This is a genomic window from Marinobacter lutaoensis, from assembly GCF_001981305.1.
GTDB classification, from domain to species: domain Bacteria; phylum Pseudomonadota; class Gammaproteobacteria; order Pseudomonadales; family Oleiphilaceae; genus Marinobacter; species Marinobacter lutaoensis.
Window position 1 is genome coordinate 1 of record NZ_MSCW01000013.1, and the last position, 15,511, is coordinate 15,511.

Here is a 15,511-nt window from a genome sequence, read left to right on the forward strand (position 1 = left end):
TGGCCGTACCGTGGGTGCCGGCGTGGTCTCCAAGGTTATTGAGTAACCCGTAAGGGTTACTCATTTGTTGTTGCGCTGAGTTTTCGGTGCAGGCCAGTAGCTCAATTGGCAGAGCAGCGGTCTCCAAAACCGCAGGTTGGGGGTTCGATTCCCTCCTGGCCTGCCATTTTTAAACATCCGGATACATAAGTTGATTCCTATGGAGTCAAAAGCCGTTCAGTCGACCAGCCGTTTCGATGCGTTGAAATGGCTGGTTGTTTTTGTTCTGGTTGCCGTAGGTGTTGTCGGTAATCAGTATTTCAGTGCCGAGTCTCTGCTGTATCGCGTGCTGGCTCTCGTAGGTCTTGGCGTTGTGGCGGCCTGGGTGGCTTTGCAGACTGAGCGCGGCCGTCGTTTCGCGACCTTGCTCAAGGAAGCACGGGTCGAAATCCGGAAAGTCGTGTGGCCCACCAGGCCGGAGCTCGTGCAGACCACGATGATCGTCGTAGTGTTTGTGCTGGTTGTCGCCTTGATTCTGTGGGGCATGGATTCGCTGATCAGCTGGCTGGTCGCCGGGTTTATCGGTTAAACGGGAGTGGGCAATGGCTAAGCGCTGGTACGTCGTACATGCGTATTCTGGCTTCGAGAAGCATGTGATGCGCACTCTGAAGGAGCGCGTGGCGCTCAATGGCATGGAAGACAAGTTCGGCGAAATTCTCGTTCCGACCGAGGAAGTTGTCGAAATGCGCGACGGTAAGAAGCGCAAGAGTGAGCGTAAATTCTATCCCGGGTACGTACTCGTTCAGATGGAAATGGACGATGCAACCTGGCACCTTGTAAAAAATACGCCCCGGGTTTTGGGCTTTATCGGCGGCACTAAGGATAAGCCGGCTCCGATCTCCGACAAGGAGGCCGAGGCCATCCTGCGTCGCGTCGAGAGTGGTGCCGACAAGCCGAAACCGAAGACTCTGTTCGAGCCGGGTGAAATTGTGCGCGTCATTGAAGGGCCGTTTGCCGACTTCAATGGCGTGGTTGAGGAAGTTGACTACGACAAAAGTCGGGTCAAGGTGGCTGTTCTGATTTTTGGTCGTTCAACTCCGGTGGAGCTGGAGTTCGGACAAGTCGAAAAAGACTGATCAGTCGCTTCATCAGGGAAGCTCGCGCGCCGAGGCGACGCGGGCTTTTTGTGTCTGAAAAGGGGAGCCGAAAGGCGCTGGAACCCACAGGAGAAAACCCATGGCAAAGAAAATTGAAGCCTATATCAAGCTTCAGGTTGCTGCCGGTCAGGCCAACCCGAGTCCCCCCGTTGGTCCGGCACTGGGTCAGCGTGGTGTTAACATCATGGAATTCTGCAAGGCGTTCAACGCCAAGACCCAGGGCATGGAACCGGGTCTGCCGATTCCGACCGTCATCACCGTCTACAGCGACCGCAGCTTCACCTTCGTCACCAAGACGCCGCCTGCGTCTGTTCTGCTGAAGAAGGCTGCCGGCATCAAGAGCGGTTCTGGCCGTCCGAATACCGAGAAGGTCGGTACCGTGACCCGCGAGCAGCTGGAAGAGATCGCGAAGACCAAGGAACCGGACCTGACCGCTGCCGATTTGGAAGCGGCGGTTCGCACCATCGCCGGAACTGCCCGCAGCATGGGCCTGAACGTGGAGGGCCTCTAACATGGCAAAGCTGAGCAAGCGTCAAAAGCTGATTCGTGAAAAGGTGGACTCCACCCGTGCCTACTCCGTGGAAGAGGCCGTTGCCCTTCTGAGCGAACTGGGCCAGAGCGTCAAGTTCAAGGAGTCCGTTGATGTCGCCATCAACCTGGGTGTGGACGCGCGTAAATCCGATCAAGTGGTCCGGAGCAGCACCGTGCTGCCTCACGGTACCGGCAAGAGCGTTCGCGTGGCCGTGTTCACCCAAGGTGCCAACGCGGAAAAAGCTGCAGCAGCCGGCGCTGACGTGGTTGGCATGGAAGACCTGGCTGAGGAAGTTAAGAAAGGCAACCTCGACTTCGACGTGGTCATCGCAACCCCGGATGCCATGCGCGTCGTGGGTCAGTTGGGCCAAATCCTGGGGCCGCGCGGCCTGATGCCGAACCCGAAAGTTGGCACCGTGACTCCGGATGTTGAAACCGCGGTCAAGAATGCCAAGGCCGGTCAGGTGCGCTACCGTACCGACAAGAACGGTATCATCCACGCCCCGCTGGGTAATGTGGAGTTCTCCGCTCAGAGCATCAAGGAAAACCTGGAGGCTCTGGTGGCGGATCTGAAAAAAGCCAAGCCCGCGTCGGCGAAAGGTGTGTACCTGAAGAAGATCACCCTTTCGTCCACGATGGGACCTGGCCTGACTATCGATCAAAGCTCCCTGAACATCTGAGTCTCTGATCGGTAGTTGCTTTGTAGTCTAGGCGGAAGCCAAGGCTGTCAAAGACCGCAGGCCCCCGAGGCCCTTCCCGTCGGAAGGGCCATACGGGTTAAAGCAACGCCTGCGCAGACGGTGTGAAGACGTTCTCTCTGAACCCAAACACCGTTAAGGCGCCCGTAAGGGCAATGATGGGTTTGCCGGCACCCTGCCGGCGAAATCGAGGAGAAAACCAGTGGCAATTAGACTCGAAGACAAGAAAGCGATCGTCGCTGAAGTCAACGAGACTGCTGGTGCTGCTCTGTCTGTGGTTTTGGCTGACTATCGTGGTGTCACCTCCGGTGACATGACGACGCTTCGTGCCAAGGCTCGAGCTGAAAATGTGCGTCTGAAGGTTGTTCGTAACAACTTGGCCAAGATCGCCATTAAAGGCACCGAGTTCGAGTGCATCGAAGAAGCGCTGGTCGGCCCGACCATCCTGGCGTTCTCTATGGAAGATCCCGGCGCGGCGGCTCGCCTGCTGAAGGATTTTGCCAAGGAGAACGAGGCGTTTGAGATCAAGGGCCTGGCCGTCGGCGGTGAGCTGATGGGTCCGGAACAGATCGACCGCCTTGCCAAGCTGCCGACGCTGCACGAAGCGTTGACCATGCTGGCCGTGGTTACCAAGGCACCAGTCACCAAGCTCGTACGCAGCCTGAACGATATTCCGGGTCGGGTAACGCGTGTCGTAGCTGCAGTCCGCGACCAGAAGCGCGACGCTGCTTGATTCTGTTGAACACCATTTTTTACATTTTCGGGAGAAAGTCATGGCTCTGTCTAAAGACGATATTTTGAATGCAATTGCTGAAATGAGCGTTATGGAAGTGGTTGAGCTCGTTGAAGCGATGGAAGAGAAGTTCGGTGTTTCTGCCGCTGCTGCCGTTGCTGCCGCTCCGGTTGCCGCAGGCGGTGAAGCTGCTGCTGCGGAAGAGAAAACCGAGTTCGACGTGGTTCTGACCGCTGCGGGCGACAAGAAAGTGAACGTCATCAAGGCGGTTCGCGAGCTGACTGGCCTGGGCCTGAAGGAAGCGAAAGAAATGGTTGACGGTGCTCCGTCTACCGTCAAAGAAGCTGCTTCCAAGGACGAGGCTGAAGCCGCCAAGAAGAAGCTCGAGGAAGCAGGCGCTTCTGTTGAGCTCAAGTAAGAGTCGGCTGTTGATCGACGCCATGCGATAAGCATGGGCCGGGCTGGTGGCTTAGCGCCACCGGCCTTTTTCTGTTGTATATGCTATAGAGTCTGGTGTGCAATTGCAGGTTGATGTCAGATCTATAACCTACGGCCAGAGTCTTGTTCAAGACGGCGCGTTATGCCGAGCAATTCGGCCCCGAAGCAGAACAAAGTTTGCTTCTTGATACCAGGTATCAGGTCTAAAGCTGGGGAATGCAGATGACTTACTCCTATACTGAGAAAAAGCGGATTCGCAAAGACTTTAGCAAATTGCCTTCCGTGATGGATGTCCCCTATTTGCTGTCGATTCAGCTGGATTCGTTCCGGGACTTCCTGCAAATGGATGCCGCTCCCGAAGACCGCCGGGAAATCGGTCTTCATGCCGCCTTCAAATCCGTATTCCCGATTGTCAGTTACTCTGGCAACGCCGCGCTCGAGTATGTGAGCTACCGTATCGGCGAGCCGGTGTTCGACGTCAAAGAGTGTCAGCTGAGGGGCGTAACCTACGCAGCGCCGCTGCGCGTCAAGGTCCGTCTGATCATCTATGACAAGGAATCGTCCAACAAGGCGATCAAGGACATCAAAGAGCAAGAAGTCTACATGGGCGAAATGCCTCTGATGACGGAGAACGGTACCTTCATCGTCAACGGTACCGAACGTGTCATCGTTTCCCAGCTTCACCGTTCCCCGGGTGTCTTCTTCGACCACGACAAGGGCAAGACCCATTCGTCCGGCAAGCTGTTGTATTCCGCCCGGGTGATTCCTTACCGTGGTTCCTGGCTTGACTTCGAGTTCGATCCGAAAGATTGCGTTTTCGTGCGTATCGACCGCCGCCGTAAGCTGCCGGCGTCCATCCTGCTGCGCGCGTTGGGCTACACCTCTGAGCAAATGCTGGAGATGTTCTTCGACACCAGCAAATTCACGCTGGGTGAAGAAACCTGCAAGCTGGAGCTGGTGCCGAGCCGTCTGCGCGGCGACATCGCGACCTTTGACATCAAGGATCAGGACGGCAATGTGATCGTCGAGGAAGGTCGACGGATCACCGCGCGTCATATTAAGCAGCTCGAAAAAGCGGGCATCACCGAACTCGAGGTGCCGACCGAATACCTGTATGGCCGTGTCCTGGCCAAGGACATGGTCGACCAGTCCACCGGCGAGGTGCTGGTGGAGTGCAACACCGAGCTGACCGAAGAGATCATCAAAAAGATCCTGGCCGCCGGCGTCAAGGAAATCGAAACGCTCTACACCAACGACCTGGATTGTGGTCCGTTCATGTCGGATACCCTGCGTATCGATCCGACTCGGACCCAGCTTGAGGCGCTGGTCGAGATCTACCGGATGATGCGCCCGGGCGAGCCGCCCACCAAGGAGTCTGCGGAGAACCTGTTCAACAACCTGTTCTTCTCCGACGAACGCTATGACCTCTCCGCCGTGGGCCGGATGAAGCTCAACCGCCGCCTGGGGCGTGAAGAAAGCACCGGCGAGGGTACCCTGACCCATGAGGACATCATTGACGTCCTCAAGACGCTGATCGACATCCGCAACGGCAAGGGTAACGTCGACGACATCGACAACCTGGGCAACCGGCGTGTGCGCTGTGTTGGCGAAATGGCCGAAAACCAGTTCCGCGTGGGTCTGGTGCGGGTCGAGCGCGCAGTGCGCGAGCGTCTGAGCCTGGCCGAGAGCGAAGGCCTGATGCCGCAGGATCTGATCAACGCCAAGCCGGTCGCGGCGGCGGTGAAAGAATTCTTCGGTTCCAGCCAGCTGTCCCAGTTCATGGACCAGAACAACCCGTTGTCCGAAGTGACGCACAAGCGCCGCATCTCCGCGTTGGGGCCGGGTGGCCTGACCCGTGAACGTGCTGGCTTCGAAGTGCGCGACGTGCACCCGACCCATTACGGCCGGGTGTGCCCGATCGAAACACCGGAAGGTCCGAACATCGGTCTGATCAACTCTCTGGCGACCTATGCCCGGGCCAACTCGTATGGGTTCCTGGAAAGCCCCTATCGGAAGGTCGTAGACGGCGTGGTCACTGACGAGGTGGTGTACCTGTCGGCGATCGAGGAAAGCAACTACGTCATCGCCCAGGCCAGTGCCGCGACCGACGAGAACATGCGACTGACCGATGAACTGGTCACCGTGCGCCATCAGAACGAGTTCACCGTGGCGCCGCCTGAGGCCGTCAACTTCATGGACGTGTCTCCGCGTCAGGTGGTGTCCGTGGCGGCGTCCCTGATCCCGTTCCTGGAGCACGACGACGCCAACCGGGCCCTGATGGGGGCCAACATGCAGCGTCAGGCGGTACCGACTCTGAAATCCCAGGTGCCCCTGGTGGGAACCGGCGTCGAGCGTATCGTCGCACAGGACTCCGGCGTGTGCGTGCGCGCTCGTCGCGGTGGCGTTATCGAGAGTGTCGATGCCGCGCGGATCGTGGTCCGGGTCAATGACGCGGAAACCGAGGCGGGTGATGCGGGTGTGGATATCTACAACCTCACCAAGTACACCCGCTCGAACCAGAACACCTGCATCAACCAGCGCCCGATCGTGCGCCAGGGGGATGTGGTCGCGCGCGGAGACGTATTGGCCGACGGCCCGTCCGTCGACTTGGGCGAGCTGGCGCTGGGGCAGAACATGCGCATCGCCTTCATGCCCTGGAACGGTTATAACTTCGAGGACTCCATCCTGATCTCCGAGAAGGTGGTTCAGGAAGACCGCTTGACCACCATCCACATTCAGGAACTGACCTGTGTGGCGCGGGACACCAAGCTCGGCAGCGAGGAAATCACCGCCGATATCCCGAACGTGGGCGAGAGTGCCCTGGCGAAGCTGGATGAGTCCGGTATCGTGTACATCGGCGCCGAAGTGGGGCCGGGTGACATTCTGGTCGGCAAGGTCACGCCGAAAGGCGAGACTCAGCTGACGCCGGAAGAAAAACTGCTGAGGGCGATCTTCGGCGAGAAAGCGTCCGACGTGAAGGATACGTCCGCGCGGGTGCCGACCGGGACCCGAGGTACCGTCATCGACGTGCAGGTGTTTACCCGTGATGGTATTGAGAAGGACCAGCGTGCCCTGGCGATCGAGAAGGAACAGCTGGACAAGTACCGTAAGGACCTGAAGGACGAATATCGCATCGTTGAAGGCGCGACGTTCGAACGTCTGATGGCGGCTCTGAAGGGGCAGGAAGTGATCAGCGGGCCGGGTCTGAAAAAAGGCGCGGTGCTGGAAGAGAGCTACCTGGCCGAGCTGCCGCGGGCCGACTGGTTCAAGCTGCGGATGAAAGAGGAAGCTCTCAACGAGCTGCTGGAAAAATCCGAGCAGGCCCTGGAGGACCGTAAGAAGGAACACGAGGCGCGCTTCGAGGACAAGAAAGCGAAGCTGCAGCAGGGCGACGACTTGGCGCCGGGCGTGCTTAAGATCGTCAAGGTGTATCTGGCGATCAAGCGTCGGATTCAGCCGGGTGACAAGATGGCTGGCCGTCACGGTAACAAGGGTGTTATCTCGGCGGTGATGCCGGTCGAGGACATGCCGTATGATGAAAACGGCAACCCGGTCGACATCGTGCTGAACCCGCTGGGTGTTCCGTCCCGTATGAACGTCGGGCAGGTTCTGGAGACCCACCTGGGGGCCGCGGCTAAGGGTCTGGGCGAGAAAATCGGCCGGATGCTGGACGAGCAGCGCAAGGTGGCTGAACTGCGCGAGCTTCTGGACAAGATCTACAACCACTCGGACGAAGTCTTCAAGGAGGACCTCGATTCCCTGAGTGACGCGGAGATCCTGGAGCTGTGCAACAACCTGCGCAACGGTGTGCCGATGGCGACTCCGGTCTTCGATGGTGCCAAGGAAGCCGAGGTCAAGCACATGCTGGAGCTGGCGGACATGGATACCAGCGGCCAGATCAGGCTGTACGACGGCCGTACCGGCGACCCGTTTGACCGTCCGGTAACCGTTGGTTACATGTACATGCTGAAGCTGAACCACCTGGTGGACGACAAGATGCACGCGCGTTCCACGGGCTCCTATAGCCTTGTTACCCAGCAGCCGCTGGGCGGTAAGGCTCAGTTCGGTGGTCAGCGCTTCGGTGAGATGGAGGTCTGGGCCCTGGAAGCCTACGGCGCCGCCTACACTCTTCAGGAGATGCTCACTGTCAAGTCTGACGACGTCAACGGTCGGACCAAGATGTACAAGAACATTGTCGATGGCGACCATCGGATGGAGCCGGGCATGCCCGAATCTTTCAATGTTCTTGTCAAGGAAATCCGCTCGCTGGGCATCGACATTGAGCTGGAGTCTGAGTAAGCCGAATTGTTTTTGGCAGCGTGAGCGGGCACTGCGGTGTCCGCCCGAGATTAACGCCATCCGGAGCTTTTACTGATGAAAGATTTGCTGAATCTTCTCAAGAGCCAGAATCAAAGCAAGGAGTTCGATTCCATTCGTATCGGCCTTGCGTCCCCCGACATGATTCGCTCCTGGTCCTACGGCGAGGTGAAGAAGCCCGAGACCATCAACTACCGTACCTTCAAACCGGAGCGTGACGGTCTTTTCTGTGCCAAAATTTTCGGTCCGATCAAGGACTACGAGTGTCTGTGCGGCAAGTACAAGCGCCTCAAGCACCGCGGTGTGATCTGCGAGAAGTGTGGCGTCGAGGTTGCCCTGGCCAGCGTGCGCCGGGAGCGCATGGGCCATATCGAGCTGGCGAGCCCGGTTGCCCATATCTGGTTCCTGAAATCCCTGCCGTCCCGTATCGGCCTGATGCTGGACATGACCCTGCGTGACATCGAACGGGTACTCTATTTCGAGTCCTTCATCGTGATCGATCCGGGCATGACCACGCTGGAGAAGGGGCAGCTGCTGAACGACGAGCAGTACTATGAGGCGCTGGAAGAGTTCGGCGACGAATTCGATGCCCGTATGGGGGCCGAAGCGATCAAGGAACTGCTGGAGCGTATTGACCTCCAGGCCGAAGTTGATGCCCTGCGCGAGGAGATTCCGCAGACCAACTCCGAAACCAAGATCAAGAAACTGAGCAAGCGCCTGAAGATTCTCGAGGCGTTCCTGCATTCCGGCAACCGTCCCGGCGACATGATCATGACCGTGCTGCCGGTGTTGCCGCCGGACCTGCGGCCGTTGGTGCCGCTGGATGGTGGCCGTTTCGCGACTTCTGACCTGAACGATCTTTATCGTCGCGTCATCAACCGGAACAACCGTCTCAAGCGGCTGCTGGAGCTGAACGCGCCGGACATCATCGTCCGCAACGAGAAGCGGATGCTGCAGGAGGCCGTGGATGCCCTGTTGGACAACGGCCGCCGTGGTCGCGCCATTACCGGCACCAACAAGCGTCCGCTCAAATCCCTGGCCGACATGATCAAAGGTAAACAGGGCCGCTTCCGTCAGAACCTGCTCGGTAAGCGGGTCGATTACTCCGGTCGCTCCGTGATCGTGGTCGGGCCGTACCTGCGCCTGCACCAGTGCGGTCTGCCGAAGAAGATGGCACTGGAGCTCTTCAAGCCGTTCATCTTCTCCAAACTCGAGCACCGTGGCCTGGCAACCACGATCAAGGCCGCCAAGAAAATGGTGGAGCGTGAGGAAGGCGTGGTCTGGGATATTCTGGATGAAGTCATCCGTGAGCATCCGATCATGCTGAACCGGGCACCGACCTTGCACCGTCTGGGTATCCAGGCGTTCGAGCCGGTACTGATTGAAGGTAAGGCGATCCAGCTGCACCCGCTGGTGTGTGCCGCTTACAACGCCGACTTCGACGGCGACCAGATGGCTGTGCACGTGCCGTTGACCCTGGAAGCGCAGCTCGAGGCCCGGGCACTGATGATGTCCACCAACAACGTCCTGTCCCCGGCGAACGGCGAGCCGATCATCGTGCCGTCCCAGGACGTGGTTCTCGGCCTATATTACATGACCCGCGAGCGTGCCACTGCCCGGGGTGAAGGCATGGTGTTCGCTGACATCGCCGAGGTTCAGCGCGCCTACGGTTCCGGCAAGGTGGATCTGCAGGCCAAGGTAAAGGTGCGTATTCGCGAAGTCCTCAAGGGCGAGGACGGCGAGAAGACCGAGCGCGTCTCCGTCGTGGACACCACCGTGGGTCGGGCTCTGCTGTTTGACATCGTGCCTGACGGCCTGCCGTTCGAGCTCGTCAACAAGCCGATGGTCAAGAAGGCGATCTCTAACCTGATCAACGTCTGCTACCGGGATGCCGGTCTCAAGGAAACCGTCATCTTCGCGGACCAGTTGATGTATATGGGTTACCACTACGCCACCCGTTCCGGTATTTCCATCGGCTTCAATGACTTTGAGATCCCGCCGGAGAAATACGAACTGGTCGAGGCGGCCTCCCAGGAAGTGAAGGACATCGAGAACCAGTACGCATCCGGTCTGCTGACCCAGGGTGAGAAGTACAACAAGGTGATCGATATTTGGTCCCGCGCCAACGACAAGGTCTCCAAGGCCATGATGGAGCGGCTGTCGAAAGAGAAGGTGATCGGTCCGGACGGCCAGCCGGTGAAGGACGAGAACGGCGAGGACCTGATGCAGGAGTCATTCAACTCTGTGTACATGATGGCCGACTCCGGTGCCCGGGGTTCCGCCGCCCAGATCCGTCAGCTGGCGGGTATGCGGGGGCTGATGGCCAAGCCGGATGGCTCGATCATTGAAACGCCGATTACCGCGAACTTCCGTGAGGGTCTGAACGTACTGCAGTACTTCATCTCGACCCACGGTGCCCGGAAGGGTCTGGCTGACACCGCGTTGAAGACGGCGAACTCCGGTTACCTGACCCGTCGTCTGGTCGACGTGGCTCAGGACTTGGTGGTCACCGAAGAGGACTGCGGCACCAGTGAAGGTCTGCTGATGACGCCGCACATCGAGGGTGGCGACGTGGTCGTGCCCCTGGGCGATCGGGTGCTGGGCCGGGTGACTGCGCGTGACGTGTTCACCCCGACCGACAAAGAAAACGCCGTGGTTCCGGCGGGTACGCTGCTGGACGAGAAAACCGTCGAGATGATCGAGCGGGCCGGTGTGGACGAGGTCTGGGTCCGTTCCGCCATTACCTGTGAAACCCGGTACGGCATCTGCTCGAAGTGTTACGGCCGTGACCTGGCCCGCGGCCATCAAGTCAACGTGGGCGAAGCCGTGGGCGTGATTGCGGCGCAGTCCATCGGTGAGCCTGGTACCCAGTTGACCATGCGGACCTTCCACATCGGGGGTGCCGCAAGCCGGGCCTCCGCGGTGGATAACATCCAGGTCAAGCATGGTGGTACCGTACGCCTGCACAACCTCAAGTCCATCGAGAAGCGCGACGGGTCGCTGGTCGTGGTTTCCCGTTCATCCGCGCTGGCGATTGCGGACGATCAGGGCCGTGAGCGTGAATGGTACAAGCTGCCGTATGGTGCGGTGCTGTCCGTGAAAAACGGCGATTCGGTCGAGGCCGGAGTCGTGGTGGCGAAGTGGGATCCCCATACCCACCCGATCATTGCCGAAGCCGAAGGTGTTGCCAAGTTCGTCAACATGGAGCAGGGCATCACCGTCCGGACCCAGGCCGACGAGCTGACCGGTCTGTCCACCATGGAAGTCATCGATCCGAAGGATCGCCCGGCGGCGGGCAAGGACATTCGTCCCGCCATTCAGCTGGTGGACGAGGCCGGCAACGATGTCGAGTTGCCGGGTGGCGCCACGGCGATTTACTTCCTGCCCGCCAACGCCCTGGTGACCATGGCCAATGGTGCGAAGGTGGAGCCGGGTGATGTGGTTGCCCGTATTCCGCAGGAAAGCTCGAAGACCCGCGACATCACCGGGGGTCTGCCGCGTGTCGCCGACCTGTTCGAGGCGCGTCGTCCGAAAGAGTCTGCGATTCTGGCAGAAATCTCCGGCGTCGTGTCCTTCGGCAAGGAAACCAAGGGCAAGCGCCGGCTGGTGATTACGCCGAAGGATGGCGACCCGTACGAAGTGCTGATTCCCAAGCACCGGCAGCTCAACGTGTTCGAAGGTGAAACCGTTGAGAAGGGTGAGGTGATTTCCGACGGTCCGTCCAACCCGCACGACATTCTGCGTCTGCTGGGTGTGGTGGAGCTGGCCAAGTACATCACCAACGAGATCCAGGACGTGTATCGCCTGCAAGGTGTTGTCATCAACGATAAACACATCGAGGTTATCGTTCGCCAGATGCTGCGCAAGGTGGAAATCACCGATCCGGGCGACACCTCCCTGCTGTCCGGCGATCAGGTGGAAATCACCCAGGTGCTGGAGGAGAACGAGAAGGCCGAGGCCGCTGGCAAGGAGCCGGCGAAGTTCGAGCGTCTGCTGCTGGGGATCACCAAGGCCTCGCTGGCGACGGAGTCCTTCATCTCTGCAGCCTCCTTCCAGGAGACCACCCGCGTACTGACCGAAGGCGCGGTGACGGGCAAGCGCGACTACCTGCGAGGCCTGAAGGAAAACGTGGTGGTTGGCCGCCTGATCCCGGCCGGTACCGGTTTGGCGTACCATAACGAACGGCGACGTAAGCGGGAGATGGAATCCCAAGGCGTTACTGCGGCGGATGTGGAAGAAGCGCTGAGCGCCGAACTCAATCGGGAAGGTTGAGACGGGATTTGACCACCCCGAGCGCCGGACGCTCCGGGGTGGTTAAAAAGAGAACAGTCATCTTGACTGTGTCGGGGCGCGGGCTTACACTTGCGTCCCTTAAATTTTACCCCCTGATCAGGGGGTAAGTTTCATTGGTATGGTTTTTTGGAGTTTGCTTACATGGCAACGATTAATCAGTTGGTACGTAAGCCTCGTAAGCGCAAGGTGGCTAAGAGCGACGTTCCCGCGCTCCAGGCCTGTCCTCAGCGCCGTGGTGTGTGCACCCGTGTCTACACCACTACGCCGAAAAAGCCGAACTCCGCACTCCGTAAGGTGTGCCGTGTTCGCCTGACCAACGGCTACGAGGTTACCTCTTACATTGGTGGTGAAGGTCACAACCTTCAGGAGCACAGTGTTGTGCTGATCCGCGGCGGTCGTGTCAAGGACCTCCCGGGTGTGCGCTACCACACTGTTCGCGGAACGCTGGACACCCAGGGTGTGCAGAACCGTAAGCAGGGCCGCTCCAAGTATGGTGCGAAACGACCCAAATCCTGATGTTCCCGGTGGGTGTCTTTTATCGTTGCTTGTCAGAACGATAAGAGTAAGGCTGAGTGGCGATCTGCCATCTCAGGGGTTCCTGAAGACCTTTTTGATATAAGGGCTTATCGATGCCTAGAAGAAGAGTTGCAGCTAAACGGGAAATCATTCCCGATCCCAAATTCGGCAGTGCACGTCTTGCCAAGTTCATCAACCATGTGATGGAAAGCGGTAAGAAATCGGTTGCGGAGCGCATTGTGTATGGCGCGCTCGACATTGTTGCCGAAAAATCCAAGGAAGAGCCGCTCGAGATGTTCGAGAAGGCCCTGGAGAACATCCAGCCGATGGTCGAGGTTAAATCCCGTCGTGTGGGTGGTGCTACGTACCAGGTGCCGGTCGAAGTGCGGCCCTCCCGTCAGAACGCGCTGGCCATGCGCTGGCTCGTTGAATTTTCCAGGAAGCGCGGTGAGAAATCCATGGCGCAGCGTCTGGCAGGCGAAATCCTTGACGCGGCAGAAAACAAGGGTGCCGCTGTGAAGAAGCGTGAAGACGTGCACCGCATGGCGGAAGCCAACAAGGCTTTCTCTCACTTCCGTTTCTAAACAGCCGAGGTTTATATCGTGGCACGCAAGACTCCGATCAGTCGTTACAGAAACATTGGTATTTGTGCGCACGTGGATGCGGGCAAGACCACTACCACCGAGCGGGTCCTGTTCTATACAGGTGTATCCCACAAGATCGGTGAGGTTCATGATGGCGCCGCCACCATGGACTGGATGGAGCAGGAGCAGGAGCGTGGTATTACCATTACCTCTGCTGCAACCACATGTTTCTGGCGGGGTATGGACCAGCAGTATCCCGAACACCGCATCAACATCATCGACACCCCGGGACACGTGGACTTCACCATCGAGGTTGAGCGCTCCCTGCGGGTGCTGGACGGTGCCGTTGTGGTCTTCTGTGGCTCCTCCGGTGTAGAACCCCAGTCTGAAACCGTTTGGCGCCAGGCCAACAAGTATGAAGTGCCCCGGATCGTGTTCGTCAACAAAATGGACCGTGCCGGCGCCAACTTCCTGCGCGTTGTCGAGCAGATCAAGAACCGTCTGGGTGCGAACTGCGTACCCATCCAGCTGCCGATTGGCGCCGAGGACGAGTTCAAGGGCGTGGTCGACCTGATCCGTAACAAGGCCATTTACTGGAACGACGCGGATTCCGGTATGACCTACGAGCAGACCGACGTGCCGGCGGACATGGCGGATGAAGTGGCCATGTACCGGGAGCAGATGATTGAGGCTGCCGCCGAGGCCAACGAAGAGCTGATGGAGAAGTACCTGGAAGAAGGTGAACTTTCCATCGATGAGATCAAGCAGGGCCTCCGGATGCGCACCCTGGCCAACGAGATCGTGGTAGCCACCTGTGGTTCTGCGTTCAAGAACAAGGGTGTTCAGGCGGTTCTGGACGCTGTGATCGAGTTCCTGCCGGCGCCGGACGAAGTCAAGGCAATCCGTGGCGTTGTGGACGACGAGGGCACCGAGGAGACCCGTCCGGTCGACGATGATGCACCCTTTGCGGCTCTGGCTTTCAAGATCGCGACCGACCCGTTCGTGGGTACCCTGACCTTCTTCCGTGTTTACTCCGGCAAGCTCGAAAGCGGTGCTTCCGTTTACAACTCCGTGAAGCAGAAGAAAGAGCGCATTGGCCGGATGGTTCAGATGCACGCCAAGGAGCGTCAGGAGATCAAAGAGGTTCTGGCGGGGGATATCGCTGCAGCCATCGGTCTGAAGAGCGTGACCACGGGCGACACCCTGTGCGACGAGAGCCACAAGATCATTCTCGAGCGGATGGAGTTCCCGGAGCCGGTCATTTCCGTTGCGGTGGAGCCCAAGTCCAAGGCCGACCAGGAGAAGATGGGTGTTGCCCTTGGCAAACTGGCTCAGGAAGACCCGTCGTTCCGTGTGCGCACCGACGAAGAGTCTGGCCAGACCATCATCTCCGGCATGGGTGAGCTGCACCTGGACATCATCGTTGACCGTATGCGTCGCGAGTTCAAAGTGGAAGCCAACATCGGCAAGCCGCAGGTGGCCTATCGCGAGTGCATCCGTAAGGCGGTAGACGTGGAAGGCAAGTTTGTTCGCCAGTCCGGTGGTCGTGGTCAGTACGGTCACGTCAAGGTGCGCTTCGAGCCGCTGCCTCTGGATGACGAGAATGGCGAGAACTTCATCTTCGTGAACGAAATCGTTGGCGGTGTGGTGCCGAAGGAATACATTCCTGCGGTCCAGGCCGGTATCGAGGAGCAGATGCAGAACGGCTGTCTGGCCGGTTATCCGCTGCTGGGTATCAAAGCGACGTTGTACGATGGTTCCTACCACGAGGTCGACTCCAACGAAATGGCCTTCAAGATCGCCGGTTCCATGGCGATGAAGAAGGGGGCCCTGGAGGCGAACCCGGCCCTTCTTGAGCCGATCATGAAGGTCGAGGTGGTGACGCCGGAGGAGTACATGGGTGACGTGGTTGGTGACCTCAACCGCCGTCGCGGTGTCGTTCAGGGTATGGATGAAAGCCCCGCGGGCAAGGTCATCCGGGCCGAGGTTCCGTTGTCGGAGATGTTCGGTTACGCCACTGACCTGCGTTCCGCAACTCAGGGCCGGGCGTCCTACGCGATGGAGTTCTCCCGCTACATGGAAGCTCCTTCGAACATTGCCGAAGCGATCATTAAAAAGGGTTGATCCCAGGATTTGAGAAACAGGAAGAGGTGTAACCGTGTCTAAAGAAAAATTTGAGCGTAGTAAACCGCACGTAAACGTGGGCACCATTGGTCACGTTGACCATGGTAAGACCACTCTGACCGCTGCCCTGACCCGTGTGTG

12 protein-coding genes and 1 tRNA gene are annotated in these 15,511 nt (G+C 58.8%); all 13 read left to right on the forward strand.

The annotated features are described in order from the left end of the window. Positions 1 to 90: 90 nt before the first annotated feature. Positions 91 to 166 (forward strand) — tRNA-Trp (locus BTO32_RS17120). 33 nt (positions 167 to 199) lie between these two features. Further along, positions 200 to 568 carry a preprotein translocase subunit SecE gene (gene secE, locus BTO32_RS17125; protein ID WP_076725888.1) on the forward strand — a complete coding sequence of 123 codons (369 nt, stop codon included), beginning with the start codon at positions 200 to 202 and terminating at the stop codon, positions 566 to 568. A gap of 13 nt (positions 569 to 581) precedes the next feature. Next, positions 582 to 1,115: a transcription termination/antitermination protein NusG gene (nusG, locus tag BTO32_RS17130; protein ID WP_076725889.1), complete on the forward strand. Its 534-nt coding sequence runs from the start codon at positions 582 to 584 to the stop codon at positions 1,113 to 1,115. Positions 1,116 to 1,215: 100 nt separating this feature from the next. Then, positions 1,216 to 1,647 carry a 50S ribosomal protein L11 gene (rplK, locus tag BTO32_RS17135; RefSeq protein ID WP_076725890.1) on the forward strand — a complete coding sequence of 144 codons (432 nt, stop codon included), beginning with the start codon at positions 1,216 to 1,218 and terminating at the stop codon, positions 1,645 to 1,647. A gap of 1 nt (position 1,648) precedes the next feature. Then, complete coding sequence (rplA, locus tag BTO32_RS17140) at positions 1,649 to 2,347, forward strand: 50S ribosomal protein L1 (RefSeq protein WP_076725891.1); 699 nt, start codon at positions 1,649 to 1,651, stop codon at positions 2,345 to 2,347. Positions 2,348 to 2,567: 220 nt separating this feature from the next. Then, positions 2,568 to 3,098 carry a 50S ribosomal protein L10 gene (gene rplJ, locus BTO32_RS17145; RefSeq protein ID WP_076725892.1) on the forward strand — a complete coding sequence of 177 codons (531 nt, stop codon included), beginning with the start codon at positions 2,568 to 2,570 and terminating at the stop codon, positions 3,096 to 3,098. 40 nt (positions 3,099 to 3,138) lie between these two features. Further along, the gene (gene rplL, locus BTO32_RS17150; protein ID WP_076725893.1) at positions 3,139 to 3,516 is read left to right on the forward strand and encodes a 50S ribosomal protein L7/L12; all 378 of its coding nucleotides are present in this window, start codon (positions 3,139 to 3,141) and stop codon (positions 3,514 to 3,516) included. Positions 3,517 to 3,758: 242 nt separating this feature from the next. Further along, entirely contained in the window at positions 3,759 to 7,835 is a 4,077-nt protein-coding gene (gene rpoB / locus BTO32_RS17155) for a DNA-directed RNA polymerase subunit beta (RefSeq protein ID WP_076725898.1), read from the forward strand. Positions 7,836 to 7,910: 75 nt separating this feature from the next. Continuing rightward, positions 7,911 to 12,125, forward strand: a complete 4,215-nt coding sequence (gene rpoC / locus BTO32_RS17160) for a DNA-directed RNA polymerase subunit beta' (protein WP_076725894.1) — start codon at positions 7,911 to 7,913, stop codon at positions 12,123 to 12,125. Between the two features lie 162 nt (positions 12,126 to 12,287). Next, positions 12,288 to 12,662, forward strand: a complete 375-nt coding sequence (gene rpsL, locus BTO32_RS17165; RefSeq protein WP_076725895.1) for a 30S ribosomal protein S12 — start codon at positions 12,288 to 12,290, stop codon at positions 12,660 to 12,662. 113 nt (positions 12,663 to 12,775) lie between these two features. Beyond that, a complete protein-coding gene (gene rpsG, locus BTO32_RS17170; RefSeq protein ID WP_076725896.1) occupies positions 12,776 to 13,246 on the forward strand; it encodes a 30S ribosomal protein S7 in 471 nt (156 codons plus the stop codon). An 18-nt stretch (positions 13,247 to 13,264) separates the two neighbouring features. Further along, a complete protein-coding gene (gene fusA, locus BTO32_RS17175) occupies positions 13,265 to 15,370 on the forward strand; it encodes an elongation factor G (RefSeq protein WP_076725897.1) in 2,106 nt (701 codons plus the stop codon). Between the two features lie 34 nt (positions 15,371 to 15,404). Further along, on the forward strand, positions 15,405 to 15,511 hold a 107-nt coding region (locus BTO32_RS17180; protein WP_217697040.1), incomplete at its 3' end, for a GTP-binding protein.

What these genes read in the sequence shown, in the direction of transcription:
- rpsG (WP_076725896.1), top strand. Translation starts at nt 12,776, where the DNA reads ATGCCTAGAAGAAGAGTTGCAGCTAAACGGGAAATCATTCCCGATCCC.
- secE (WP_076725888.1), top strand. Translation starts at nt 200, where the DNA reads ATGGAGTCAAAAGCCGTTCAGTCGACCAGCCGTTTCGATGCGTTGAAA.
- rplK (WP_076725890.1), top strand. Translation starts at nt 1,216, where the DNA reads ATGGCAAAGAAAATTGAAGCCTATATCAAGCTTCAGGTTGCTGCCGGT.
- rpoC (WP_076725894.1), top strand. Translation starts at nt 7,911, where the DNA reads ATGAAAGATTTGCTGAATCTTCTCAAGAGCCAGAATCAAAGCAAGGAG.
- rpoB (WP_076725898.1), top strand. Translation starts at nt 3,759, where the DNA reads ATGACTTACTCCTATACTGAGAAAAAGCGGATTCGCAAAGACTTTAGC.
- rplA (WP_076725891.1), top strand. Translation starts at nt 1,649, where the DNA reads ATGGCAAAGCTGAGCAAGCGTCAAAAGCTGATTCGTGAAAAGGTGGAC.
- rplL (WP_076725893.1), top strand. Translation starts at nt 3,139, where the DNA reads ATGGCTCTGTCTAAAGACGATATTTTGAATGCAATTGCTGAAATGAGC.
- nusG (WP_076725889.1), top strand. Translation starts at nt 582, where the DNA reads ATGGCTAAGCGCTGGTACGTCGTACATGCGTATTCTGGCTTCGAGAAG.
- rpsL (WP_076725895.1), top strand. Translation starts at nt 12,288, where the DNA reads ATGGCAACGATTAATCAGTTGGTACGTAAGCCTCGTAAGCGCAAGGTG.